At 41.5% G+C, this 25,811-nt stretch carries 24 protein-coding genes; 9 read left to right on the forward strand and 15 right to left on the reverse strand.

Features of this window, described 5'->3' with window-relative positions; genetic code table 11:
• Positions 1-6: 6 nt before the first annotated feature.
• From Q4E64_RS06175 to Q4E64_RS06190, 4 genes are all read right to left on the reverse strand, one after another.
• A complete protein-coding gene (locus tag Q4E64_RS06175) occupies positions 7-573 on the reverse strand; it encodes a Fe-S-containing hydro-lyase (protein ID WP_303166876.1) in 567 nt (188 codons plus the stop codon).
• 13 nt (positions 574-586) lie between these two features.
• Positions 587-1,432, reverse strand: a complete 846-nt coding sequence (locus tag Q4E64_RS06180; RefSeq protein WP_303166877.1) for a fumarate hydratase — start codon at positions 1,430-1,432, stop codon at positions 587-589.
• 10 nt (positions 1,433-1,442) lie between these two features.
• Positions 1,443-2,669 carry an NADP-dependent malic enzyme gene (locus tag Q4E64_RS06185; RefSeq protein ID WP_368501531.1) on the reverse strand — a complete coding sequence of 409 codons (1,227 nt, stop codon included), beginning with the start codon at positions 2,667-2,669 and terminating at the stop codon, positions 1,443-1,445.
• A 186-nt stretch (positions 2,670-2,855) separates the two neighbouring features.
• A complete protein-coding gene (locus tag Q4E64_RS06190; protein WP_303166879.1) occupies positions 2,856-4,013 on the reverse strand; it encodes a DUF4143 domain-containing protein in 1,158 nt (385 codons plus the stop codon).
• Positions 4,014-4,224: 211 nt separating this feature from the next.
• Here Q4E64_RS06190 and Q4E64_RS06195 point away from each other — a divergent pair, with 211 nt between their 5' ends.
• The 3 genes from Q4E64_RS06195 (at position 4,225) to Q4E64_RS06205 (ending at position 6,260) form a co-directional block, all read left to right on the forward strand.
• Positions 4,225-5,544 (forward strand): ATP-binding protein, encoded by a 1,320-nt coding sequence (locus Q4E64_RS06195; protein ID WP_303166880.1) that lies wholly within the window; start codon positions 4,225-4,227, stop codon positions 5,542-5,544.
• A gap of 151 nt (positions 5,545-5,695) precedes the next feature.
• On the forward strand, positions 5,696-5,956 hold the full coding sequence (locus Q4E64_RS06200) for a type II toxin-antitoxin system prevent-host-death family antitoxin (protein WP_303166881.1): 261 nt from the start codon (positions 5,696-5,698) through the stop codon (positions 5,954-5,956).
• Positions 5,946-6,260 carry a type II toxin-antitoxin system RelE/ParE family toxin gene (locus Q4E64_RS06205; protein WP_303166882.1) on the forward strand — a complete coding sequence of 105 codons (315 nt, stop codon included), beginning with the start codon at positions 5,946-5,948 and terminating at the stop codon, positions 6,258-6,260. Before Q4E64_RS06200 ends, Q4E64_RS06205 begins: the two co-directional genes overlap by 11 nt.
• 123 nt (positions 6,261-6,383) lie before the next feature.
• Here Q4E64_RS06205 and Q4E64_RS06210 read toward each other — a convergent pair whose 3' ends face one another.
• The 11 genes from Q4E64_RS06210 to Q4E64_RS06260 all read right to left on the reverse strand — a co-directional run bounded on the left by Q4E64_RS06210 (position 6,384) and on the right by Q4E64_RS06260 (position 17,373).
• Entirely contained in the window at positions 6,384-7,334 is a 951-nt protein-coding gene (locus tag Q4E64_RS06210) for a bacteriophage abortive infection AbiH family protein (protein WP_303166883.1), read from the reverse strand.
• Between the two features lie 97 nt (positions 7,335-7,431).
• The gene (locus tag Q4E64_RS06215) at positions 7,432-9,075 is read right to left on the reverse strand and encodes an HD domain-containing protein (RefSeq protein ID WP_303166884.1); all 1,644 of its coding nucleotides are present in this window, start codon (positions 9,073-9,075) and stop codon (positions 7,432-7,434) included.
• Between the two features lie 17 nt (positions 9,076-9,092).
• Positions 9,093-9,392, reverse strand: a complete 300-nt coding sequence (locus tag Q4E64_RS06220) for a hypothetical protein (RefSeq protein ID WP_303166885.1) — start codon at positions 9,390-9,392, stop codon at positions 9,093-9,095.
• A gap of 45 nt (positions 9,393-9,437) precedes the next feature.
• Complete coding sequence (gene wecB, locus Q4E64_RS06225) at positions 9,438-10,562, reverse strand: non-hydrolyzing UDP-N-acetylglucosamine 2-epimerase (RefSeq protein WP_368501528.1); 1,125 nt, start codon at positions 10,560-10,562, stop codon at positions 9,438-9,440.
• A gap of 9 nt (positions 10,563-10,571) precedes the next feature.
• The gene (locus Q4E64_RS06230; protein WP_303166887.1) at positions 10,572-11,429 is read right to left on the reverse strand and encodes a sugar nucleotide-binding protein; all 858 of its coding nucleotides are present in this window, start codon (positions 11,427-11,429) and stop codon (positions 10,572-10,574) included.
• Positions 11,430-11,444: 15 nt separating this feature from the next.
• On the reverse strand, positions 11,445-12,458 hold the full coding sequence (locus Q4E64_RS06235) for a polysaccharide biosynthesis protein (RefSeq protein WP_303166888.1): 1,014 nt from the start codon (positions 12,456-12,458) through the stop codon (positions 11,445-11,447).
• 398 nt (positions 12,459-12,856) lie between these two features.
• Entirely contained in the window at positions 12,857-13,480 is a 624-nt protein-coding gene (locus tag Q4E64_RS06240; protein WP_303166889.1) for an acyltransferase, read from the reverse strand.
• Complete coding sequence (locus tag Q4E64_RS06245) at positions 13,481-14,701, reverse strand: glycosyltransferase (protein ID WP_303166890.1); 1,221 nt, start codon at positions 14,699-14,701, stop codon at positions 13,481-13,483.
• Positions 14,682-15,785 (reverse strand): glycosyltransferase, encoded by a 1,104-nt coding sequence (locus Q4E64_RS06250; protein ID WP_303166891.1) that lies wholly within the window; start codon positions 15,783-15,785, stop codon positions 14,682-14,684. Before Q4E64_RS06250 ends, Q4E64_RS06245 begins: the two co-directional genes overlap by 20 nt.
• A 121-nt stretch (positions 15,786-15,906) precedes the next feature.
• A complete protein-coding gene (locus Q4E64_RS06255; protein ID WP_303166892.1) occupies positions 15,907-16,179 on the reverse strand; it encodes a hypothetical protein in 273 nt (90 codons plus the stop codon).
• Positions 16,180-16,320: 141 nt separating this feature from the next.
• The gene (locus Q4E64_RS06260; protein WP_303166893.1) at positions 16,321-17,373 is read right to left on the reverse strand and encodes an IS30 family transposase; all 1,053 of its coding nucleotides are present in this window, start codon (positions 17,371-17,373) and stop codon (positions 16,321-16,323) included.
• A 209-nt stretch (positions 17,374-17,582) separates the two neighbouring features.
• On the opposite strand from Q4E64_RS06260, the gene terL reads away from it, so the two are divergent.
• The 6 genes from terL (at position 17,583) to alr (ending at position 25,632) form a co-directional block, all read left to right on the forward strand.
• The gene (gene terL, locus Q4E64_RS06265; RefSeq protein WP_303166894.1) at positions 17,583-19,340 is read left to right on the forward strand and encodes a phage terminase large subunit; all 1,758 of its coding nucleotides are present in this window, start codon (positions 17,583-17,585) and stop codon (positions 19,338-19,340) included.
• Positions 19,341-19,657: 317 nt separating this feature from the next.
• The gene (locus Q4E64_RS06270; protein ID WP_303166895.1) at positions 19,658-20,185 is read left to right on the forward strand and encodes a hypothetical protein; all 528 of its coding nucleotides are present in this window, start codon (positions 19,658-19,660) and stop codon (positions 20,183-20,185) included.
• Positions 20,186-20,204: 19 nt separating this feature from the next.
• Entirely contained in the window at positions 20,205-20,429 is a 225-nt protein-coding gene (locus Q4E64_RS11460; protein WP_368501529.1) for a helix-turn-helix domain-containing protein, read from the forward strand.
• 245 nt (positions 20,430-20,674) lie between these two features.
• On the forward strand, positions 20,675-24,187 hold the full coding sequence (nifJ, locus tag Q4E64_RS06275; RefSeq protein ID WP_303166896.1) for a pyruvate:ferredoxin (flavodoxin) oxidoreductase: 3,513 nt from the start codon (positions 20,675-20,677) through the stop codon (positions 24,185-24,187).
• A gap of 18 nt (positions 24,188-24,205) precedes the next feature.
• On the forward strand, positions 24,206-24,355 hold the full coding sequence (locus Q4E64_RS06280) for a hypothetical protein (protein ID WP_303166897.1): 150 nt from the start codon (positions 24,206-24,208) through the stop codon (positions 24,353-24,355).
• Between the two features lie 158 nt (positions 24,356-24,513).
• Positions 24,514-25,632: an alanine racemase gene (gene alr, locus Q4E64_RS06285; protein ID WP_303166898.1), complete on the forward strand. Its 1,119-nt coding sequence runs from the start codon at positions 24,514-24,516 to the stop codon at positions 25,630-25,632.
• Positions 25,633-25,811 lie beyond the last annotated feature (179 nt).

Genomic DNA, 25,811 nt, shown 5'->3' on the forward strand with positions numbered 1-25,811 from the left:
ACCTTGTTACTCTTTGCTGTATTTAGCGATGCCTACTTTATAAAAATCATTGCCCTCGCTGTCGATGCAGACGATGGCCGGGAAGTCCTTCACCTCGTAACGGCGGATAGCCTCGGGGCCTAAATCCTCGTAAGCTATCATCTCCTCACCCTTGATGGATTGAGCAATAACGGCGGCAGCGCCGCCTACGGCTACGAAATAAACCGCGCCGTATTTTACGCAGGCGTCGATAACCTCCTGGCTGCGCAGGCCCTTGCCAATCATACCGCGCATACCCTGCTCGATCATGGTCGGCGTGTATTTATCCATGCGCCCGCTGGTGGTAGGCCCGGCGCTGCCCACTACCTCGCCCGGCTTGGCGGGAGTGGGGCCAACGTAATAAATAATATTATTGGTCAGATCCAGCGGCAGCTGCTCGCCGCGGCCCAAAGCCTCGTATAAACGCTTGTGAGCGGCGTCGCGGGCGGTATAAATATAACCGCTGATGCGCACAACGTCGCCAGCATGCAGATCCTTAATAGTTTCGGCGGTCAAAGGCGCCTGAATGTATTTGATTACAGCCTGTTCACTCATCGTCCACCCCTCCTTACAGCTCTGCTTCCGCACGGCGCGCCTGATGGCAGTTAAGGTTTACGGCGCAGGGCAGACCGCCGATATGCGTGTGGGTAAATTCCACATTGACAGCCAAAGCCGTGGTGCTGCCGCCCAAACCTGACGGGCCGACGCCGGTTTTGTTCACCAGCTCCAGCAGCTCGTCTTCCAGCTGTGCGTAGCGCTCGTCCGCATTATGCTCGCCTGCGGTACGGGTCAGAGCGTATTTAGCCAGCAGCGCCGCCTGCTCCATATTGCCGCCGATGCCTACGCCTACGGTAACGGGAGGGCAAGGGTTAGGCCCCGCCGCGCGCACCGTATCCACAACGAACTTTTTGATGCCCTCCACGCCGTCGGCTGGCTTGAGCATTTTCAACGCGCCCATATTTTCGCTGCCGCAGCCTTTAGGGCAAACAATCATCTTCACCTTGTCGCCGGGAACAATTTTCGTATGAATGATAGCGGGAGTATTATCGCCGCTGTTTTTGCGGTCAAATACCGGGTCGCCCACGGAGGATTTGCGCAGATAGCCGTCGGTATAGCCTTTGGCTACGCCTGCGTGAATGGCGGTATACAAATCGCCGCCCACAAAATGCACCTCCTGACCAATTTCCAGGAAAACTACAGTCAGGCCGGTATCCTGGCACAGCGGCACAGCCTTTTGCTGCGCCAGCTCGAAATTTTCTACCAGCGTAGTTAAAATCTCCCTGCCCAAAGGCGATTCCTCTGTTTTGATGGCCGCCTTAATTTTATTCTTTACGGCCTCCGGCAGATAATAGCAGGAATCCATGCACAATTTCGCAATCGCAGCCGTTACTTCGCTGACGTTAATCTCTCTCATTTTGACCTCCTTAGCGTCCAACGCGCTTCATGGTATTGGCTTTTACAATCTCCGGGTCGACGATTTTACGCGCCAGCCCCAATTCAATAGCCGTTTTGGCTACGGCAGCGGCTACAGCGGGAGCGACGCGGGGATCGAAAGCGTCGGGAACAACATAATCCTCGCGCAGATCCTTTTCGTCGATCAGCTCGGAAATAGCGAAAACTGCCGCCACCTTCATTTCCTCGGTAATAGCGCGGGCGCGCACATCGATAGCGCCGCGGAACACTCCGGGGAAAACGGTGACATTATTTACCTGGTTAGGACGGTCGCTGCGGCCGGTACCGGCAACGGCAACGCCCGCCGCCTTAGCTTCGTCGTAGCTTGTTTCCGGCACGGGGTTAGCCAGCGCGAAAACCACGCTGTCCTTCGCCATGCTCTGCATAATTTCTTTAGTAAATACGTGGGGAGCGGAAACGCCGATTAAAACGTCGGCGCCCTTAGCCACGTCGGCCAGGCTTCCCTGGCGGCGTTCTTTATTGGTTACGGAAGCCAGATAGCTTTGAATACGGTCCAGCTTAGCGTCGATGCCTTCATACAAAGCGCCGAAACGGTCAACCATAATGACGTTCTGTGCGCCCATGCTTACCAGCAGGCGACCGATAGCGCTGCCTGCCGCGCCGCAGCCGTTGACTACGAAACGGGCGGTGCGAAAATCCTTCTTCACATAACGCAGCGCGCCGATAACCGCGCTCAGGCAGGCGATGGCCGTACCATGCTGATCGTCGTGGAAAACGGGAATGTCGCAGATCTCCTTCAGACGGCATTCGATATCATAGCACTTGGGAGAAGAAATATCCTCCAGATTGATGCCTGCATAATTGGGCTCCAGCAGCTTGACAGTGCGGATAAACTCCTCCGGGTCTTTAGTGCCCAGGCAGATGGGCACGGCGTCCACGTCGCTGAAGGTTTTAAACAGCGCGGCCTTGCCCTCCATAACGGGTATAGCAGCCTCCGGACCGATGTCGCCCAGTCCCAGCACGCGAGTGCCGTCGCTGATAACCGCTACCATATTACCGCGACAGGTATATTCAAAGGACAAATCCTTATTTTCCTTGATATCCTTGCAGGGCTCTGCCACGCCGGGGGTGTAGGCGACGGACAGGTCGTGGCGGTTGGCAATCGGCACCTTGCTCACAACAGAAATTTTACCGTTATTCTCCAAATGCATTTTCAGCGCTTCTTCGCGTAAAGTCATTGTCATATCATGCTCCTCCAATAAAAAATTATTTAGTATACACTACATTATATATGAAGCACTCTGATAATACAAGAAAAATACTTGTGAAGTAGCCCGATATCCATAATTTTTCAAATAATTGTAACTAATGTGTCAATTAAGTAAAAAGGAGAAAATACTAAGTCCCATAAGCTTAATATTTCCTCACAGTAATTCCGCATTAATCTGCCATAAATTATCGCCCAAGCGCTGACTCGTACCGCCCAAGGTTACCATACAGCCGGGGCCTAAAACCGCGCCGACTTTTTCCGCATAAGGCGCCAGCAAAGCGAAAAGCTTCGCCAGCTTCCGCACGCTTATGCCGTCTTTACTGATAAACACAGGATAGAGCTTGCCGTCACCAAACAGCAGCATACTTATTTCTTTATTATTGGAATCACGGTAAAACAAAATTTCCGGCGGTATTCCCTGCTGCAAATAGCCTTCGCGAACGATATTCACCACATAATTTTCATACAGCGCTTTAAAATATAAACTGGCAATCAAGCTGCCTGTATCCTGCAGCTGCAGCAAATGCGCCGCAAGGCCCGTATCCTTAAAATACAGCTTAGGCGCTTTCAGCAAGCGCTTGCCGGCCAATTCTTCCACAGGATGTAAAAAATATATCAACCCGGCGCCGGCCAAAAATTGCAGCCATTGCTTAGCCGTGGGTGCGCTGACGCCAACCACATTAGCCAAGGTCGTATAGTTCACCACACTGCCGACCATTCCGGCAGCGGCGCATAAAAAATTAAAGAAGCGCAGCTCGTCGCTGACCGTCGTTTGTTCCATAATATTCTGCTGCAAAACGCGACTGATAAACGCAGCCTTAGCCGCGCTGCCGCCAGCCAAATCCCCGCGCACAATAGCGGCTAAAACCTCCGTATGCTTATCAGCAGCAGTCAAACGCGCTAACGCTTCCTCCGGCGGCACAAAGCTTCTGACAGCAGCGCCTGCCGACCAAGGCAATTCCACAAAAGCCAGCTTGCCGCCAGCCTGCGCAGCCGCCTCCTGCAAATAATAATTTTGACAGCAGCCGGCAATAAGTTCGGTACAGGGCAGCGCCCCAGCCAATAAATGCGGCAGCAGCGACGGCATATAATGCAGATTAGCCACATACGCGGGCAGAGGCAAGCTGCGGACGAACGCCGCGGCATCCTGCTTAGCCTGCATACGCACGCCGGCTAGGGACAAGTCCACCAAATTATAACCTCTAGTTAAAGTATCCAGCAGCTCCTTCTGCTGACTATCGGCACAGGCATGCAGAATAACCAATTTATTATTCAGTTGTAATTTGCGAATCGCTTCTTGCAAATGCGTCATAAATTTCTTCCTTTAAAATATGCTGCTGATCAAGAGCATATCCCGTTATAAGATGATATCAGGCTGATAATCCGCAAAGTTTTTATCAATGTAATAAGGCACCTTTAAACTGCACAAAAATCCTAATTTTAAAAATTTCTGCACTGAAGTGCACAAACTTTATTTTTTTAGAAGTTTATGCTATAATTTTCATAAAAAGGAGGGTTCCAAGATGATTGACACACATACTCTCAAAAAAAGAGATTTATATTTAAATAAGCTTATAGCATTTAAGGCCACAGAGCCTGTAAAAGTAGTCACAGGTATTCGCAGATGCGGAAAATCCAGCTTACTCAAATTAATGGTTTACCATCTGAAAACAAACGGTATCACAGCTGATCAAATTCTTGAGATGAATTTTGAATCTCACGCTTTCAAAAATATGAACAGTGATGATTTATATGAATATGTCAGACAGCACATATCGCCGAATAAAAGAGCTTATCTTTTCTTTGATGAGGTTCAGCGTGTTCCCAATTGGGAGGATGCCATTAATTCTTTTCGTGTTGATTTTAACTGCGATATCTATGTAACAGGTTCAAATGCCTATATGCTCTCCTCAGAATATGCTACTTATTTATCAGGAAGATGCGTAGAGATAAAAATGCTGCCGCTGTCCTTTTCTGAGTTTTTATTATTTCATGGTTTCGAAGTTAGAGAGACTAAAAGCGCCTTAGGAGGCATACGAAAGCAAGCCTTTGATAAAAACGGCGAGCATTATGAAATCCGCGAAGTCTTTGATGCCTACATGCGATTCGGCGGTATGCCAGGTATTGCCGACGTAGGATTGGAGCAGGAAAAAGCATTAATGCTTTTGGAAGGCATCTACTCAACTGTAGTTATGAGGGATATCCTTGAACGAGAAAACCGCAGAGGACAAAAACGAATTTCAGACCCTATTCTCTTGAAAAAAATAATTATGTTTCTTGCCGATAATATCGGCAGCAATATATCTATATCTTCTATTGGCAACACACTTGTAAACGAAGGATTGCTTGAAGACGGCAAGCGCAAAGGAATACCAAGCGCCCATACTGTCCAAGCCTATGTCAACGCATTACTGGAAGCATATTTCTTTTACGACATAAAAAGGTTTGATATCAAAGGCAAAGAATTTCTGCGAACTTTAGGAAAATACTATATCGTTGATATCGGTATCAGGAACTATCTTCTTGGTTTCAGAAACCGCGACACTGGGCATGCCTTGGAAAATGTCGTATACTTTGAGCTGCTCCGCCGCGGCTACGACGTATCCATCGGCAAAGTTGATAATGCCGAAGTGGATTTTATTGGTACAAAAGCGGATGAAAAAGTATATATTCAAGTAACTGAAGCAATGACCAGTGAAGATGTGCGCAAAAGGGAACTAACTCCTCTACAAAAAATTAGCGATAATTATGAAAAGATTGTTCTTTCCATTAATCCAAGTATGGATACATCCTATGATGGAATAAAATCTATTAATCTTATAGATTGGTTAATTGCAGAATAATGGTAAAGCTTTTAGGATAAAAGTATCCATATTGCATCCGACAGGACGGCGCAGGCTGTCCTGTTTTCTTGCTGCAAATTACTCATGTAAATTTTACGTTGAATATTACAGCAAGCTAATGTATAATAAAATTATTCAAAGGAGTGATTTTATGCCTAACATTAAACCTATTTCTGATTTAAGGAATTATAACGAAGTTCTGCGTGACGTTACCATTGGCTCCCCCGTGTTTTTAACGAAAAACGGTCGTGGTAGATACGCTATTGTCGATATTATAGATTACGAAAAAGCTAAAGCTACTCTGCGCCTAGCAAACGACTTGGCCCAAGGGAAAAAATCGGGAGAGGAAAACGGCTGGCTTTCTGCTGACGAGGTAAAGTCCCGCCTTAGAGAACGCTTCCATGAAAAATAAAATAAATTATTCTCCCGAAGCCCTACAGGATCTAAACGATATCGGCGATTATATTTCCCTTAATTTATGCAATCAGCAGTCCGCCATGAAAATATTAACTGCTATTCTCAAGGATATTGATTTATTAGCTGTTAATCCCAAATTAGGCGCTCCCTTATCATCTATAACTGAGCTAGTAAGCGACTATCGTTTTCTAATAAGCAACAAACATATTGTATTTTATCGTGAAAGCAATAATAATATATTCATAGACCGTATACTATACAGCAAAAGAAATTATTTAAGTATTTTATTGGAGCGTTAGTTATCAGATTTCTCGCCATAATTTAATATTGTATTCAACAGGACGGCGCAGACCGTCCTGTTTTGATGTTTCCCTTATGTATGTTGTTTTGATAATCAAATGATGCTTTCATATTATAAATTCTTACTTTGAACTAAACCAGCCTATAGTTCCCTCAAAACCACATGATCTTATTTCATCAGAATAATCGTTATGAGCGTAATCATTCATATACCATACTGCATTTTCAGTATTAATTCTTTCACATATTTCTTGTATATAAGGCAAATCTACTTTAGAAAAACTAAATCCATAAGAATATATTTCGGTTATATTATTTTCCTCAAGCAAATCAAAAAACTCAGAATGAGTGTCTAGTACTTGATTTGTATCTTTTTTAAGTATTTCCATAGTATCTTTCAGTTCTTGTTCTGCACCAGTAAACTTTCCTTCAAATAATTCAGTTTTTAACTCAATTTCCTCGTCACTTAATCCATGTCCAATAATCAATTCTTCCCCAACAGTTCCATGTAAATAACAAATGTTTTCACTTTTTATATTGTATACTTCTTCCAACGTCTTCGTATAATTAAAATTTAAGAAAAGAGTTTCTTCTGTCATTAATAACTTTAATCCATCTATAGCAACTGCTTTATTAACATCAACAGTACTTATCCAATCCGAAAAATAATCCGATAGATGCCTGCAAGTAACGTTAATTCTCTCCCCTATATTTTGACGATTATATGCAGTCCTCCACTCATCAATGTCTCCTTCTTTATCATACACTTCGTTAAAATCCGATTCTGAAAAAGCATAATCAAATTGTAGTTTTCCAAGATTACTTTCAAAATAATTCCACTCTATATCATCGCAGCAATAATTGCTGAAATCTAAAAGTTGATACAAATAACGTCCAGTTCGTTCTTTGTCAATTCTTATTTCTCCATGGTTATCTATTCCAATATCCGGAAGCATACAATGTTCGTATTCTCTAGCATATTCTTCAAACATGTATTTTTTAAAATCACAATACTTCGTCGGTAATCCATTGGCTATGTCAAATCCATTACCAATAATAAACAATCTTCCCATATTACCTCACCTCGTTTATTTTTATATCACAATCCTCAGGCGAAATATGATAAATATTTTAGCTAGAATTTTTATATTGATTCTTTCAAAAAATTACTCAACATGGAGTTAATCTAAATTGCGGATACTGCTTGATATATTCAATTAACTTATTTTTATATTTATAATTATTTTCACTTAACTTGATTTTATCTTCTTTACTACAATACAAATAAAAAAACGGAGGCACTTCTGCTTTCTTATATAGATCGCTAAATATCGTATCAAATGAATATAATTTATTGTTGATATAAATCATGATTGAGTTGTGTTCTATATGCGTTAACTTGGTTTTATTCACCACAATATCAAAATTAAATTTATATTCACCTTCCGGGCTAAAATCATTTATATATTTTTTAAAGTCGTCTAAGTCATTATCGTTGCCATCTCTTTTTAAAAAAGCTTCCATCTGTTCTGTAGAAAAACTGCCTATTGGTGTAATATTATCAGAAGCGCTAAAATATGCTTGAAATTCTGCAAAACTTTTCCAAATAGCTTTCTTTCGTTTATTTCTACTAATAACGACTTCTACTTCAGGAATATTTCGATTATCCATAAAAAGATTCCATATTGCATCATCACTAATTAAACATTTTTCTATGCTATCAGTAGAAAAATATTTCGTTATAAACTCTTGAGGCGTTTCCTTTTTTTCAGCTTTTTCAGCTATCATCTTTACAGCAGTCTCTATCAAATATCCTTCATACGCAACTTTATGATGTGCATATATCCAAGTATGTAAAGCATTTCTAGAATTTACGACATTTTGTATAACCCCCACGGCTGTCTTTTGAAACGCTAAACAAATCTTTTGTCGTTTATCTGTATCACTATAAATAGCAAATACCAATGAACCAAGCAATCTTTTGGTATCAACCATGGTATTAGCAAATCCGGAAACAGCAGAATCTCTAGTAATGTAATCTAACTTATCAACATCAATTGACGAATTTAATAATTTGATGATACAGTTTTTAAACCTATTGATATCGGTGTCATTACTGTAAAGTGCCCCTAAAATACATCTTGCTAAAAATAAATATAAAGTTTTAATACCATTTTCACTAGTTTTTCCAGTATCTTCATTCCGTTCTTCAGCAATTTTAGCTAATATATCCTTATAACATTTAAATATCAAAATACAACTAGCTATTTCATGTGGTGCAGCCCCCGAAGCATTGCAATCAGCTTTAAATTCTTCAAAGTTTTCTTCTTCGACAGAAGAATTTATCTTGCCTGCCACCTCATAAAATTCTTCTAATATATCTCGAGAATATAATTTGCCATTCTCGTCACGTTTAGCAATTTCCTTAAAATAACCTTCTAAAGTATGAGAAAAAGGAGAATGTCCCACATCGTGCAAAAGAGCAGCCATTTCAAAAGAAAAATATATAGTTTCTATTTCTCGTGCTTCTGGCAAATTATATTTTTCTTCATTATCAACATTATTATCACTAATTGTAACAAAGCCATTTTTCTTTAAAGCATTTATTGCCACTCTTGCTAAATGGTATACACCAATCGAATGTATAAATCTATCATGCCTTGCAGAAGGATACAAACACCTCATGCTGGTTTGTTCTATCCTGCGTAATCTTTGAAAATATTTGCTATCAATGATTTTTTCACATATATTATTGTCAATTTTAATATAATCATACAAAGGATCTTTGAAAACCTTTTTGAAAATTTTAGCCACTCTAATCACTACACTTTCTAAAGCATATTAACAATAGTATAAATTTTATTTTTATCATCGTCAGATAATCTGTCAAAGAAACGTTTTTTTAACATTTGAGTATTACTATAATAATACTCTGTTTTGACTATTTTATTATCTTGAAAATCAAAGCAATCGTTAAAATCATTTAATTCACGATAGATTTGTGTAATATTTTTATCTAGCGAAACACTCAATATATTATTGAAATTTTTGGCTATTATTCTAATTTCATTTTCACCTATACCAGTACGCTGAAATAATAAAAGACTACCAATTAAATTTGAAAGTACCATTTTGTCCTCCTAACAATAATGCATCAAAATTTATTTATATAATCTCTATTTTCTCCAAACCATCTTATTCACAATGCTGGTATAGCTTTGAATTATTTTAATAACTTTAGTGGAAACATTTTCATCTGCATAATCTGGTACGGTAATACCATTATCATTATTCATATGCATAGCTACAGCTAATTCAACCGCTTGCACAACCTGCTCTTTCCCAATGCTACCAATAATAAATACTCCCTTATCAATAGCTTCAGGCCGTTCTGTGCTTGTTCTTATAGATACAGCCGGAAACTTAAAATAACTTGCTTCCTCAGGTAGTGTTCCAGAATCACTCACTACGCAAAACGCATGTTGCTGTAAACAGTTATAATCAAAAAAACCAAACGGTTGCAAAGTTCTCACTAATGGATGAAATTTAAAATTTCTCTTCTCAATAAACTTTTTACTACGCGGATGTGTGCTATATATAACAGGCATATGATATGTTTCTGCCATATAATTTACAGAATTCATTAACGAAAAAAAGTTCTCTTCAATATCAATATTTTCTTCTCTATGAGCAGAAAGCAAGATATACCTACCATCTTGCAATTCAAGTTCCTCCAAAACTTTACTAGCGTTTATACTTTCTATATTTTTTTGCAATACTTCTGCCATAGGCGAACCAACAACATATGTACGTTCTTTAGCAACCCCAGAAGCATTCAAATATCTTCGTGCATGCTCTGTATAACACAAATTTACATCGCTGGTAACATCTACAATTCTGCGATTAACTTCCTCTGGTAGGTTTTCATCAAAACACCTATTGCCCGCTTCCATATGAAACACCGGTATCTTTAACCTTTTGGCAGCAATGACTGATAAACAAGAATTGGTATCGCCTAATACTAATAAAGCCTCCGGTTTCACTTCTTCCATCAATTCATATGATTTGGCAATTGCATTACCGATTGTCTGCCCTAAATTATCACCGACAATACCTAGATAATAATCAGGCTCACGTAAACCAAGTTCATCAAAAAAAATCTTATTCAAAGTATAGTCATAATTTTGTCCAGTATGAACCAAAATATGTTCAAAATACTTATCGCATTTTTTTATTACTTCTGAAAGCTTAATTATTTCTGGTCGAGTACCAACTATAGTCATAACTCTTAATTTTCGCATAATATCACCCTATTCAGCAAAATAATGTGGATAAAGTTTTTTATGAGTCTTTACCCATTCAACCATCTCTTTTATCATATCTTCATACACCGGTACAATAAAATCAAAATCATTTCGTGTATTGATAATAGATTTGTTAAGATTAACTCCATCCACGCAGCTAATTTCTAATTTATTATTTTTAAAATACTTATTAAAAAGGCACAATAAATCGTATTTGCAAATATTTTCATTATTAGTTAAATGATATACTCCAACCAACCCATCTTTTGCTGCCTTTTCCATCGCTTTTGCAAGCGTTAATGTAGTAACACCTGACCAGATAGATTTTTTATATCCGTTAATTGGACCTTTCTGTTTCATAAACCAATTAAACAAGCCTATACCATTTTCACTAATATCTGGTCCAACGATGGAATTTCTAAAGGTAAGATTCTTTAAATCGTTTATCTCCCCTAAAGCTTTACTTCTATCATAAAAGGTACTTCCATCAGGAAATGAATTCTCCGCATAATTGCCTTTCCGCCCTGAAAAAACACAATCCGTACTCATATGAATAATTCTTGTTTTTAAGGCGCTCGTAACCTTCACCAACCAATGTGGGAGAAAGCTGTTTAAAAATACTGCATTAGCTTTATCATTATCAGCAAACTGATTTAAAGAACCTATGCAATTAATAATGTAATCGTAATTACCTTGTGCAATTACATTCTCCAGCATACCCAATTCAGTTACATCACAAACAATATTATTCCCATAAGAAAAGGGTTTCCTAGACAAGGTATCAACTTCATATCCTTGTTCTAGCAAATAAATACTTATGGTATGCCCAGACATACCGGTAGCGCCTAAAACTAAAAATTTCATTTGGAATACCTCGCTTTACTCCAAACCCAATTCTTCCCGAATAAATGGTAAAGATAAAAGTTTTTCTTTTACCCCATTAACATCTAATCTAGTAGTGTTATGCGATGTATACGCTTCAATTTTTTCAAAATCCGGCGTTCCTTTAACAAAATATTTATCATAATTCAAATCTCTTTTGTCTGCAGAAACTCTAAAATATTCACCATGATCTTCACTTTTCAGCTTCTCTTCTTTAGTTAGAAGCGTTTCGTATAATTTTTCACCATGACGAGTACCAATAATTCTTACAGGTTTCTCGTAGTTAAATAATTCAGAGATGGCTTCTGCTAAATCCTTAATTGTGCTAGCAGGAGCTTTTTGAATAAATAAATCGCCAGGTTCTGCATGCTTGAAAGCGTACAGCACAAGGTCAACGGCTTCATCTAAGCTCATTAAAAAGCGCGTCATATTAGGGTCGGTAACAGTTAATTGCTTGCCTGCCTTAATTTGATCGACAAACAGCGGAATTACAGAACCTCTAGACGCCATTACATTGCCATATCTGGTACAGCAAATTACTGTTTTTTGTGGATCTACTGTTCTAGATTTAGCTATAATTACCTTTTCCATCATTGCTTTAGATATACCCATAGCATTGATTGGATAGGCCGCTTTATCAGTAGACAAACAAACCACTCTCTTTACCCCTGCTTCAATAGCAGCTGTTAATACATTTTCGGTTCCCAAAACATTAGTCTTAACTGCTTCTAACGGGAAAAACTCACAAGACGGAACTTGCTTCAATGCAGCTGCATGAAAAATATAATCAACGCCATGCATCACATTTTTAACGCTCTGAATATCACGAACATCGCCAATATGAAATTTAATCTTATCATTTTGATACAGTTTACGCATATCATCCTGCTTTTTTTCATCACGAGAAAAAATGCGAATTTCGCCAATATCAGTATTTAAAAATCTCTTCAATACTGCATTGCCAAAAGAACCAGTACCGCCAGTAATTAATAAAGTCTTGCCTTTAAACATATCATACAACCTCCAATTAAATAAACTTATTAATAAATGAAAACCTTTTTATAATCAACCCTAAAATTACACAAAACAAAAAAGTTAATACACTTAAAAATATAGAAGATAATATGGGATGATTAGCAGAATAAAAATTATGCGAATAAAGTTTACTGTATAAAATATCCAAAACCAATACATGGGATAAATAGCAAAAAAATGTTATTTTACTCATAGATACTAAGATAGAAGATACATACTTATTAGAGAGCAGTCTATGAGAAGATTTAATTAGTACAAAAAATAAGCAACTGCCACAAAAAACGAAAAAATTATCCATAGTTATAAAACTTTCATTATACATCCCTGACACCTTACTTGCATCAATAGTCAACTTAGCAATAATTAAAACACTACTAATAACCCCCCCCAGCTTGAACAAACGTTCTCTTGTTGATAAATTCAAAATTAGCCAAATAATATCCAGCAATCACATATATTACGCAAGTAGGTATAATAGTGAAGCTAATAGGTAAATACGAAGAATGATATGTAAATATCGTTTTGCACAATATTATTGAAGTTGACAAAGTCCAAAACCATTTCCAATCCTGAAAACTCATACCATAAAGCATTTTACATAAAAAAGGTATCAATAAATATACTCCTAGCAATGCGTACAAGAACCACATATGATACATTACCTTATCATGTAAAATATCGCTTAAAATACTTAAAAATGTTTTATTAACTCCACAGCGTATTAAATAAAATTCATAAAAAAAAGACCAAAAAAGCAGAGGATATAATATTCTTTTGACTCTTTTATACAAACTGTCAATTTTAAAATCAGCTTTCAATACGCTAGCTCCACTGCACATAAAAAAAATTGGGACAGCTAATCTTGTAAATGTATTTAAAAATACAAATTCATTAAAGAATTTACCATTATAATCATATATTGCATAAGCAGTGGAATGTAATAACACTACACCATATGCGCTTATAATTCTCAAAAAATCAATATACTTTTCTCTCATTTATTTCCTCTTTATAATATTTTGATATAAGTCTAACATGGTATCAAAATAAGTGTTCTCATCATACTTGCTTTCAGCTAACTCTCTGCATAACTTTCCCCGCTTTATCCTCTCGTTCTCATTATTTATCAACAATTCCACTTTATAAACAAAATCATTAATATCATTTTTATGGAATGCCATTCCACACCGCGGGGCATCTACGACATCTGGTAATGCAGTTCCTTCCATAACAATAACAGGAACGCTAGATGCCATAGCTTCTATAGCCATTACACCAAATGCCTCAGCTGTTGAAGGCATCAAAAAAATATCGGCACTAGCATATAAATCAGAAATACCGTCTTCATTATTAAGCCAACCAAAATCTTTAACCTTATATCTAAGCCTAAACCTATTAAGTAATCCTGCTTCGCCAACTGTGAGCAAAGTAATATGATTCCTTACATCAAGTTTATCAAGCATATCCTTTATCAAATCTAATCCCTTATATACACTTCTATCAGCTCTAAAAAATAACACTATTTCATCTTGAGTGATTCCTAGTTTTTTCCTTATTCTATTTTTTCTATTATCATCTACTTTATACTTCTCTAAATTAATACCAAAAGGAATAATATGTATTCTTTTGAGGGATTTTGTAATAGGACTCTCATCGATTAAATTCTTCATCCACTTAGACGCTACAACAATGTCAATATCCAAACTATTAAATATTCTCTTCTTAAGATCCCACATATAAGCAGCATTATCTCTTAACATACTAAAATTTCTATCTAAATTTTCGCAGCATTCACATCCTGAAAGATATTTTCGACAATCCATCGGATAAATACAATGTCCAGTAAAAACCCATGGATCATGAATTGTCCAAACAGATTTCTTCAACGATACTAGCTTAGGAAAATCTAATATTGACAATATATAATTGTGAATTAAATGATAGTGCACTATATCTGCATCAACAAACTCCTTCATTTTCATTATTTTATGTGCATATGGAAAAACTATACTTTTAATAGAATGTTCATTTTCAAATTCTCTATATATCACAGATGTATTGACACTATCCGAAAATGTAATAACATTTTCATCATTACTAAGCTTTTCATATACTAATTGCTTTGTACTAATTCCTCTTGAGTTAAAATTCTTTTGTAAATTATACCCATTAAACCTTGCACCAGGTAAATCTGTATTATTAATCTGTACAATGTTCATAATTAGTATCACGCATCCCTAATGACTTATAAAATGATTTTTTCATAGTTTCATTTGTTAAAAATTTAAGAAACAATTGATATCCATTCATACCTATGCTTTCACGATTTCCATCATTAATTATTAGTTTTACTTTCTCGGCTATATCATCAATATTTGTGGTATTGCACACGTATCCCGTAATACCATCTTTAATAAAGTTACTTATGGAAGAATATACAGGTGCATGTACCAAAACTGGTACCCCAGATTTTAAGTAACTTGTTAATTTTGATGGAAATGATAATCTAGCTATAACCTCAAATTTCTTATCAAATCTGTAAGGACAATAACATAAGTCCATACAACTCAACCTTTTTAACAGTTCTTCCTGAGGTATCCAACCACTACTTTTAATGTTAGGATGTTGCTTTAGAATAACAGTATCAATATAGTCGGTGAATACATAAAGTATTATTCTTTTTCCTTGATAGGTCCACTTAATACTATCTAATGAATCAATAAAAGCAGAGAATTCATTTTTAGAATATATTTGTCCAGAATACCCTATATGAAACTCACTATTATCACTTTTTTTTATGAAAGGAGAATAGGCTTTCAAACTCGGTATTACAGGTACACATACAGCACTATATTTCTCTTTATACTCTTTTGCCATATTATGAGAAGCAGCAAGACAACACTTTGCATTCAAAAGAAGCCTTTTAAAAGCTTTCATTACCTTATGATAAGAATAAGAATCAAAATGGTTCTCATCCAACCACCATTCAGGAGGATCCCATATTTCAACCACATATTCTAAATTTAACTTATTCGCTACTTTTGGTACTAAACAGATCATAGTCTGTCCCTGTATGACACTCCATATTAAATCAAAAGTATTGTTACTATTCCTTATTTCATTGGATATTTTATTGGCCAGAAATGGTAAGAAAATTTTTCTATTATAATTATTAAAAATCAGTGAATTTAAAGCACCAAATTTTCGTCTTCCATAACCTTCATTAGGTTTATCAAACGAAAGAAAAACAGAAAATTTTTCTCTAATACTATCAGGAATACACGGTGTCAAAGAAGGATCCACAATACTTACACAACTGACCTGATGCCCCTCTTCAAATAAGAATTCACATAATTGCTTTTGTACTAGGCCTGCAGTATAGTTGGTACAAGGGGGTATATCTGTTAGTAACAATATGTGCATTTTAAAAACTTCCTTTGTTCTTATATTTCTTATATAATTTTAAATTTTTGACGTATTCTTTCAGACCAACTCGAATAACGATATACTTTATAATATTAAGTGCACATTTAATCACAGTTTTTAAGATTTTTTTTAGTGTTATTTCTGTTTTATAAAGAACACTATCATTTAACAAATGCTCTAGTCTTTTGTTTTCACTGTTTAATTCTGCTATTTTATGTTCATATGCATAACTTATATCATATAATAACTTAGTAAACTCAACTTCATTCATAAGAGTGCCTTTCATCAGGTGTTAATTTATTGTAAAAATTTTTATCGTAAATTGCAATAACAAGTTGAACATTTTTGCTGAACAATCCATAACGTCAAAAGGTAGCTTATATGCGCTATATACCTGTTACGCGATACTTGCTTATGCTGCAAAACCATAAATTTTATCTAACTCAGCTTCAAAAACTTCATCCGATGTCTTGTAGCCTAGAATCCTTCTGGGCAGGCTGTTACACCAGATTTCTATCTGGCAGAGCTGTTCATTGCTATAGCTATCTATGCGCTTGCCTTTAGGAATAAATCTCCTCAGAAGCCCATTGTGTCTTTCAATAGAGCCTTTTTCGCATGAGGTATATGGGTGTGCAAAGTAAACTAGCGTCTTGCTTATCCCCTCTAGATCGCTAAGCTTAGCAAACTCAGAGCCGTTATCTGTAGTTATCGTCTTAAAGATTTCGTTCCAATGTTCACTGTATTGGGAACGGATTTCTTCCAGTGCTTGCATTACAGATTGAGCATCTTTCCCTGGTAGTCGTATTACCAAAAACTCTCTGCTCATTCGTTCTAGCATTGTCAGCAAAGCATCATCTTCATCAGACTTAGAACCAATTACTAGATCACATTCCCAATGCCCAAACTCTTTACGAGCTTCGATTTCTTTGTCCCGTTCCTCAATGCTGCGCCCAAGGACACGCTTGGCTTCGCGCTCCCTGGCTTTCTTAGGGCTACGCTTCAATTTTTCCGGGAGATCAATATTCTTTATGCCTAATAATCCAAGCCCAATGTAATTATACAAAGTTTTGACGCATACGATCTGTTCTCTAGAGAAAGAGCCATCTTGTAAGGCACGGCCTACGCAGGAATCTAAAGACCATTTATCCTCAAAAAAATGCTGTTCAACATACTGGATAAAAGCATCTTTTTCAAGGCGATCATAATTACGGCGAGAAGCTTGGCGGTTTTGTTCGTAAGCAGCTTGCCCGGCATTGGCTTTGTAACGATGAGACTTCCCCTTGGGCGAAGAGACAGTTCCGCGCTTGATTTCATTGCGAATGGTATTTGGAGCACAACCTATTTCTTTAGCAATCCGGTTAGGGGTCCAGCCGTCTTTGAGGCGGATTTCGATAAGAATGCGTTCATCTTTTGAAAGATGTTGTCCCTTTTTATGTTCATTTGTGGTAGAATATACTTGATCCATAGAGTTCATCTCCTTTGAATTATGTTTGGTCACATATATTCTACCAGAGAAATGCTCTATGGATTTTCTTTTTTCTACATGTTCAACTTCATTTTACAATCAACCAACAAAATGTTGACTACCCCGGAAACTCCCGGTGTTGCGAACATAAAAAAGGCTACGATGGAAATACCGTGCTTCGATAGGGAAGTCGATGGGGTTGTCGTACAGTGATTTACTGGGACGACGAACAGGTTAAACGTGCAAAGGGAGACTTCCGGGTCTTCCTTTTTATCGTTTGGAAAGAGATAGGTCTTCCTAATCCTACGCCTATTCAGATTGATATGGCGCACACCTTGCAATACCCACCGAATGACCGCTTTATCTTGGAGGGCTTCCGTGGTGTTGCTAAGAGCTTCATTACGTGCGCCTTTGCTGTATGGACGTTGTGGAATGACCCACAGAAGAAGGTACTGATTGTATCTGCTTCTAAAGACAGGGCAGACGCTAACGCAATATTTATCAAAAGGATTATTTTTGCGCTAGAATTTCTGACGTTCCTTAGACCACGTAAAGACCAGCGCGATACACAGAACATCTTTGACGTAGCACCTGCTGTGCCCGACATCTCTCCCAGTGTTAAGTCTGTGGGTATCACTGGACAAATCACTGGTTCCCGTGCTGATGTCTTAATCGCCGATGATGTGGAGATTCCTAACAACAGCGGTACGCAGGTACAGCGCGACAAACTGTCCGAAGCTGTTAAAGAATTTGATAGTATCATCAAACCTAAAGGCCGTATCATTTACCTTGGTACGCCGCAGAATGAGATGTCTTTGTACAACGAACTGCAAAACCGTGGTTATGATTGTATCATCTATCCGGTAGTATATCCCGAAGACAACACTATTCGTGAATTTTATGGAGAACGTCTTGCTAAAATTATTGCGGATAAATACGACAGTAACCCTATGGCATATGCAGGGTATCCGACAGACCCCCAACGCTTCAATGAGGAAGAAATTGATGCGCGGCGGTTGTCTTATGGTAAAGCTGGTTTTGCCCTGCAATTCCTGCTGAATACCAACCTGTCCGACGCAGAGAAGTATCCGCTCAAAGTTGCTGACCTTATTGTCACCGCGCTGGATATGCGTGAAAGCTCATTGATATGGGCGTGGGCAAGCGGTAATCAACAGCGGCACACAGACCTACCTTGCGTCGCTCTGAAAGGCGACTATTTCTATGCACCTTTGAGCAGGTCTAATGAAACGGCGAAGTATCAGACGGTTATCATGTTCGTAGACCCGTCCGGTCGTGGGCGAGACGAGACGGCTTACGCTATTGTTGCTTTCCTGAATGGTTATCTATTCCTGCTTGATGTCGATGGCTTCCAAGATGGTTATTCTGATGACGTTCTGCGCAATATCGCTACCCGTGCGAAAGCTTTTAACGTCAACACCATTCTCGTAGAGCCTAACTTTGGTAATGGTATGTTCGCAAAGCTGTTAATACCTTTTGTGAACAAGATTTATCCGGGGTGCGCCGTAGAGGATAGCAAGACGGCTTCTGTGCAGAAAGAAGCGCGTATCATAGATACCCTTGAACCTGTGATGATGCGGCACAAGCTGATAGTCAACCAGCAGGTCATTGAGAATGACTATAAGGTGTATGAGCGCGACCCACAATACAGCCTTATTTATCAGATGACAAGGCTTTCACGAGACCGTGGTGCGCTTGCCCATGATGACCGCCTTGATGCCGTCGAGGGCGCAGTTGCATATTTCTTGGAGATGGTCAGTATGTCCGAGCAGCAGGGCTTAGACGAACTCAACGAGGAACAGCTTGAGAAGTGGCTTGACCCTGACTATGGTATATTCTATAAAGATGAAAATAGCATACAGGATAATAAGCTATTGCAGAAGAAAAAGCAAAATGACTTCTCAAAGTACAATGTTCTCGGAAAATATTATGCGGTTAGACATGGCTAACCTTTGGCCGTGATAGCCTAACTGACACATATATGTACAAAACTCTAACTGACACACTTATCGAAGAAAGGTGGCTAAAGGTTATATATAGTATCACTGTGTGGCGATTTAGATAAAAAATTAAATGATTCCACAGTGATGACATATGCCGACATATGCTTCCCTGTTTCTCTAAATTTATTTAATTATAATTTAATAAGAGAAGAATAACTGTAAGGTCAGTCCGAAGGTCTTATCTCTTATGGTTATTCTTCTATAATTATAAATAGAAGAACGTACAGAAAATGTATGGCTGAAGAAAAGGATATAAAAGATATATGAGTATTGATAAAAAGACCCTCGTACTGGTATCATGCTGTTCACTCGTAGGGCTTCTGATTGGCGGATTTATAGGATATTCGTATGCCCCGCTCAGTCGCACTGGAGACACATATGTCCACAATCAGAAAACAAGTAGTCCTCTCCAAGCCAACACAGAGACCGTCTTATCAGTGACACCTAAGACCTCTGAAAGTGACCCTGATGTTGTTGTTGAGAATAGCTATGTTGCTGTTGTTAATGGCGAAAAGATAGCAGCTCCCGTAGAGACCTCTAAGGACGACACCACGGCTACCATCAAGACCACCGTAGACCTCACCCCATTGGTCAAACAGATGACACCAAAATGGGAGGTCGGGATAGGGGTGTCTTATAACAGAGATACCGATATTAGTGATAAGAAAATACTGCCCTGTGTGTCTGTACAGCGGAACTACAAACACGACAAGGCAGTCGAAGTGATAATCAATGCGGACACCCACGGAAATGTAAAAGGTGGGAGTGTCTTGCACAAGTGGTTATTCTAATGAAAGGCAGGTGTGAAAGATGGATACGTCTTTAGATAAGACACCAGCTTTCTACACACCGAAGGAAGTGGCTGCTATTCTTAGGTTTAAGAAAGCAGACCAAGTATACGCCCTGTGTCACAGCAGGGTAATACCTTCCTTTCAGCTGGGTAGGAACTGGTTGATACCAAAAGAGCAATTCCATGAGTGGCTGAATGAACAGCTTGTGGCTTCTTCATCTCCAAAATATTCGTTTACTTTTTAACTCTGTTAATATCCCTTCATTGTGACAAAGATTGTGACACGAGATGTTAGAGATGCCCAATTTATGCTACATTCAAGCCATACTTGTAAAAATTATGTATACAAAGCCGTTTACTGCGGCTTTTGGTTTTACAAAACACGGCGAATAGTGTATACTAAATGTGTCGGTCACATAAGTACCGGCTCTGAATAAGGTCAAGCAGTTAATTTTTTATTTTAGAAGTATTTTGGAAAGAAGGGGATTTAATGGTCAAAATGAAAACTATGGATGGCAACACAGCCGCTGCGTATATTTCTTACGCTTTTACCGATGTTGCCGCAATTTATCCCATTACGCCGTCCTCTCCCATGGCGGAGGTAGTAGACGAATGGTCTGCTCAAGGCAAAAAGAATATTTTTGGTCAATCGGTTAAGCTGTTGGAAATGCAGTCCGAGGCCGGCGCCTCCGGCGCAGTGCACGGTTCTCTGCAGTCCGGCGCACTGACGACTACCTATACTGCCTCCCAAGGCTTGCTGCTGATGATTCCTAATATGTATAAAATGGCTGGCGAACTGTTGCCGGCAGTCTTCCATGTATCTGCCCGTGCGCTGGCTACCAGCTCTCTGTCCATCTTCGGCGACCATCAGGACGTTATGGCCGCCCGTCAGACGGGCTTTGCCCTGTTGGCTGAAGGCAGTGTGCAGGAGGTTATGGATTTGGCCGGCGTAGCGCACTTATCCGCTATTAAAGGCCGCGTGCCCTTCCTCAATTTCTTTGACGGCTTCCGCACCTCCCACGAGATTCAAAAAATCGAGGTGCTGGATTACGACGATCTGGCTAAGCTGCTGGATAAGGACGCCGTCGCAGCGTTCCGTAAACGCGGCCTGAACCCGGATAATCCTGTTATCCGCGGCACGGCGCAGAACCCGGATATTTATTTCCAAACTCGCGAGGCTGTCAACAGCTATTATGAAAAGCTGCCGGAAATCGTAGAAGAGTACATGGGCAAAATAAAAGAGCTGACCGGCCGCGAATATCATCTGTTTAATTATTACGGCGCTGCCGACGCTGAAAATATCATCATTACCATGGGCTCCAGCACGGAAACCGCGCGCACCGTTGTGGAAGCGCTCAACGCGCAGGGCCAGAAGGTCGGCGTGCTGTGCGTGCATCTGTACCGTCCTTTCAGCGTAAAGCATTTTATGGACGCTATTCCGCAGACTGTAAAGCGCATTGCCGTTCTGGACCGCACTAAAGAGCCCGGCTCCTTTGGCGAACCGCTGTATTTGGACGTGCGCGCAGCCTTCTACACCAGCGACCGCCAGCCGTTGATTATCGGCGGTCGTTACGGCTTAGGCTCCAAGGATCTGCTGCCCGGCGACATCATGGCCGTATTTGATAATCTGGCTGCTGCCGAGCCGAAAAACAACTTCACCATTTCCATTACCGACGATTTGTCCCATACCTCCCTGCCCAGAGTCGAGGGCGTGGACGTAACCGCTGCCGGCACTAAAGCCTGCAAGTTCTGGGGCTTGGGCAGCGACGGTACTGTCGGCGCTAATAAGAGCGCTATTAAAATCATCGGCGACCATACGGATATGTACGCTCAGGGCTATTTCTCCTACGATAGCAAAAAGTCCGGCGGCGTAACCGTTTCCCATCTGCGTTTCGGGCATACGCCGATCATGGCTCCGTATCTGATCGACAGAGCCGATTTTGTAGCCGTGCATAATCAGTCTTACGTTAACGGCTATGACGTTACCTCCGGCCTGAAAAAGGGCGGCACCTTCCTGCTCAACTGCACCTGGACTGCCGCAGAGCTGGATGAACAGCTTCCCGGTCAGCTGAAACGCTATATTGCCGAGAACGACATTAAATTCTATATTATCGACGCTGTGAAGATTGCGCAGGAGATCGGTCTGGGCGGCCGCATCAATATGATTATGCAATCCGCTTTCTTCAAGCTGGCCGATATCATTCCTTTGGACGACGCTGTGAAGTACCTGAAGGACGCCGTAGAGCATTCCTATGGCAAGAAGGGCCAGAATGTTGTCGATATGAATAACGCCGCTATTGATCAGGGTATTAACGCTATCGTCCCCGTGGAGGTTCCCGCTTCCTGGGCCGAGGCTGCCGATACTCCCGTCGCCGCCGCTACCGGCAACGACTTTGTGGATAAGCTGCTGGTTCCCATGAATCGCCTGGAGGGCGACAAGCTGCCCGTCAGCGCCTTTAAGGATTATGCCGACGGCACCTTCCCCAGTGGCACCTCCGCTTATGAAAAACGCGGCATCGCTATCGACGTGCCCGAATGGCAGATCGACAGCTGCATTCAATGCAACCAGTGCGCCTTTGTTTGCCCCCACGCAGCCATTCGTCCCGTACTGATGACCGAGGAAGAGGCTGCCAAGGCTCCGGCAACTTTGCCGTCCAAGCCTGCTATGGGCGTTAAGGGCATGAACTTTGCCATTACTATTTCGCCTTTGGACTGCACCGGCTGCGGCAACTGCGCTCAGGTTTGCCCGGCTCCCAAGGCTAAGGCTTTGGTTATGAAGCCGCTGGAAAGCCAGCTGTCTAAGACCGAGGCTTGGGAATACAGCCAGCACACCGTTGCGCCCAAGGCTAATCCTTTAAATAAAAAGACCATGAAGGGCATTCAGTTTGAAAAGCCCTTGCTGGAGTTCAGCGGCGCCTGCGCAGGCTGCGGCGAAACTCCTTACGCTAAGCTGGTAACTCAGCTGGTAGGCGACCGGATGATGATTGCCAACGCTACGGGCTGCACCTCTATTTGGGGCGCGTCCGCTCCTTCCATGCCGTATACTAAAAACTGCAACGGGCACGGTCCCAGCTGGGCTAACTCCCTCTTTGAGGATAACGCCGAATACGGCTTGGGTATGTTCCTGGGCGTTAAGCAATCCCGCGAGCGCGTAGCCGCAATGATTAAGACTATGCCCCTGGAGCAGGCTCCCGCAGACCTGCGCGAGGCCGCTACCGCCTGGCTGGAGCATATGAACGAGAGCGAAGGCACTCGCGAGCGCGCCGACGCTTTGACCGCAGCTTTGGCAAAATACAAGGACGGCTGCGATAAATGCGCCGCTTTGTACGCTGAAAAGCAATTCTTCGTAAAACGCAGCCACTGGATTTTCGGCGGCGACGGCTGGGCCTACGATATCGGCTACGGCGGTTTGGACCACGTTTTGGCTTCCGGCGAGAACGTTAACGTCATGGTCTTCGATACCGAGGTTTATTCCAATACCGGCGGCCAATCCTCCAAATCCACTCCGACTGCCGCTATCGCCAAATTCGCTGCCAGCGGCAAAAAGACTAAGAAAAAAGATTTGGGCATGATGGCTATGAGCTACGGCTACGTTTACGTAGCGCAGGTAGCGATGGGCGCGGATAAGAACCAAACGCTGAAGGCTATCGCCGAGGCCGAGGCTTATGAAGGCCCGTCCCTGATTATCGCTTACGCGCCCTGCATCAACCACGGCTTGAAGGTAGGCATGGGCTGCAGCCAGCTGGAGGAAAAACGCGCTGTGGACTGCGGCTATTGGGCAACCTATCGTTACAATCCGGAGCTGAAGAACGCAGGCAAGAATCCGTTCATTCTGGATTCCAAAGAGCCGACGCAAAACTTCCGCGAGTTCCTCATGGGCGAGGTTCGCTTCAGCTCCTTGCAGAAGATGTTCCCAGACACCGCCGAGGCTTTGTTTGAAAAGACGGAAAAGGACGCTAAGGAACGCCTGGACGGCTATAAAAAGCTGGCGGGTAAGGAATAAAATTAAGGAGGCACGGCTATGGCATATTATATCGCAGGGGCTGCAGTAGTCCTGCTGCTGGTGCTGGCGGCGCGCCGTTACTTTGGCAGAAAGTACGGCGGTTCGCGGCGCTGCGGCGGCTGTCAGGGCTGTCCCTATGCCAAGGGCTGTGCCTCCAATAAAAAATAAAATATCATTATATCATTGACAAAATCAGCCATAAGATATATTCTTATAATACAGTTTGTTTACTGGCGCCAGTCAAGAACTGTAGTGTGAACCAACGCCGCAGCAAAAGCTTTGTCTGCGGCTTATTTTTTGAGAATCTTCAGGCGGGAGGCGATTACATGCATATTCAGCGCGGCGCGTGGGCAGAAATTAATCTTGACGCTATAGCTCATAATGTGCAGACAGCCAAGGCCAATCTCAAGCCGACCACCAGGCTTTGCGCCGTGGTTAAGGCGGACGCTTACGGTCATGGCGCGGTGCGCGTGGCTCAGGAGGCGGCGCGCAACGGAGCAGATTTTTTTGCCGTCGCTTTATTGCAGGAGGCTATTAAGCTGCGCGACGCGGGGATTGACCAGCCCATTCTGGTGCTGGGCTCGTTGCTGCCGGAGGTAGCCGATATTTGCGTGCGCTACGATATCAGTCATGCGGTTTTTGACGAGGAAAGGCTGTACGCTTTAAATGAGGCGGCTGTCAGACTGCATAGCAGGGCGAAAATTCACATTGCCGTGGATACCGGTATGCACCGCATTGGCGTGCATGTGCGCGACGCCGGACGCTTTGCGAAGCTGGCCGCTTCGCTGCCGGGAATTTATATCGAAGGCGTTTTTTCTCATTTCGCTACGGCCGACGCCGACGATAAGCAGTATGCCGCGTATCAGTTTGCCCGCTTTCAGGAGGCTTTGGCTTTAATCGAAGCCGAGGGCGTGCATGTTCCTATCCGCCACATTGCCAACAGCGCGGCGCTGACGGAGCTGCAGGAATATCAGCTGGATATGGTGCGGCAGGGCATTACCCTGTACGGTCTGCATCCTGCGCATATGATAGATTGCTATAAGAATTTTGAGCCGGTCATGACGGTTAAAACCCAGGTCAGCTTTGTAAAAACGCTGCCTGCCGGTAATACCATCGGTTATGGCCGCACCTATACTACGCCCCGCACGAGCGTTATCGCCACGGTGCCCATCGGCTATGCCGACGGCGTGAGCCGCCGCTTGTCCAATAAGGGCTATATGATGATTAACGGTATGCGGGCGCCCATTGTGGGCAAGGTCTGCATGGATCAGGTCATGCTGGACGTTACGGATATACCCGGCGTGCAGCTGGGCAGCGAGGTAGTCGTTTTCGGCGGCCGCGAGCTGCCGATGGAGCTGGTCGCTGAATGGGCGGATACTATTTGCTATGAAATAGTTTGCAATGTAAGTCCGCGAGTGCCGCGGGAATATGTGCGCGGCAATTAAAAACGCTTCACGCAGACGGCGTTTTTATTTCTTACGCTTTCCCTTATTTTATGGCTGCCGGAGGATTTTTCCAAAGGCAGTCCTTTTTTCTTTTTTTAAAATGAATTTACGCAAGCCAAAACGCAGAGAAAAATGTACCGGCCCCCGCAAAGTCAGACTTAAAAATCTGACGCTGGGAG

It is taken from the genome of Phascolarctobacterium sp. (assembly GCF_030531065.1).
Taxonomy (GTDB): Bacteria; Bacillota; Negativicutes; order Acidaminococcales; family Acidaminococcaceae; genus Phascolarctobacterium_A.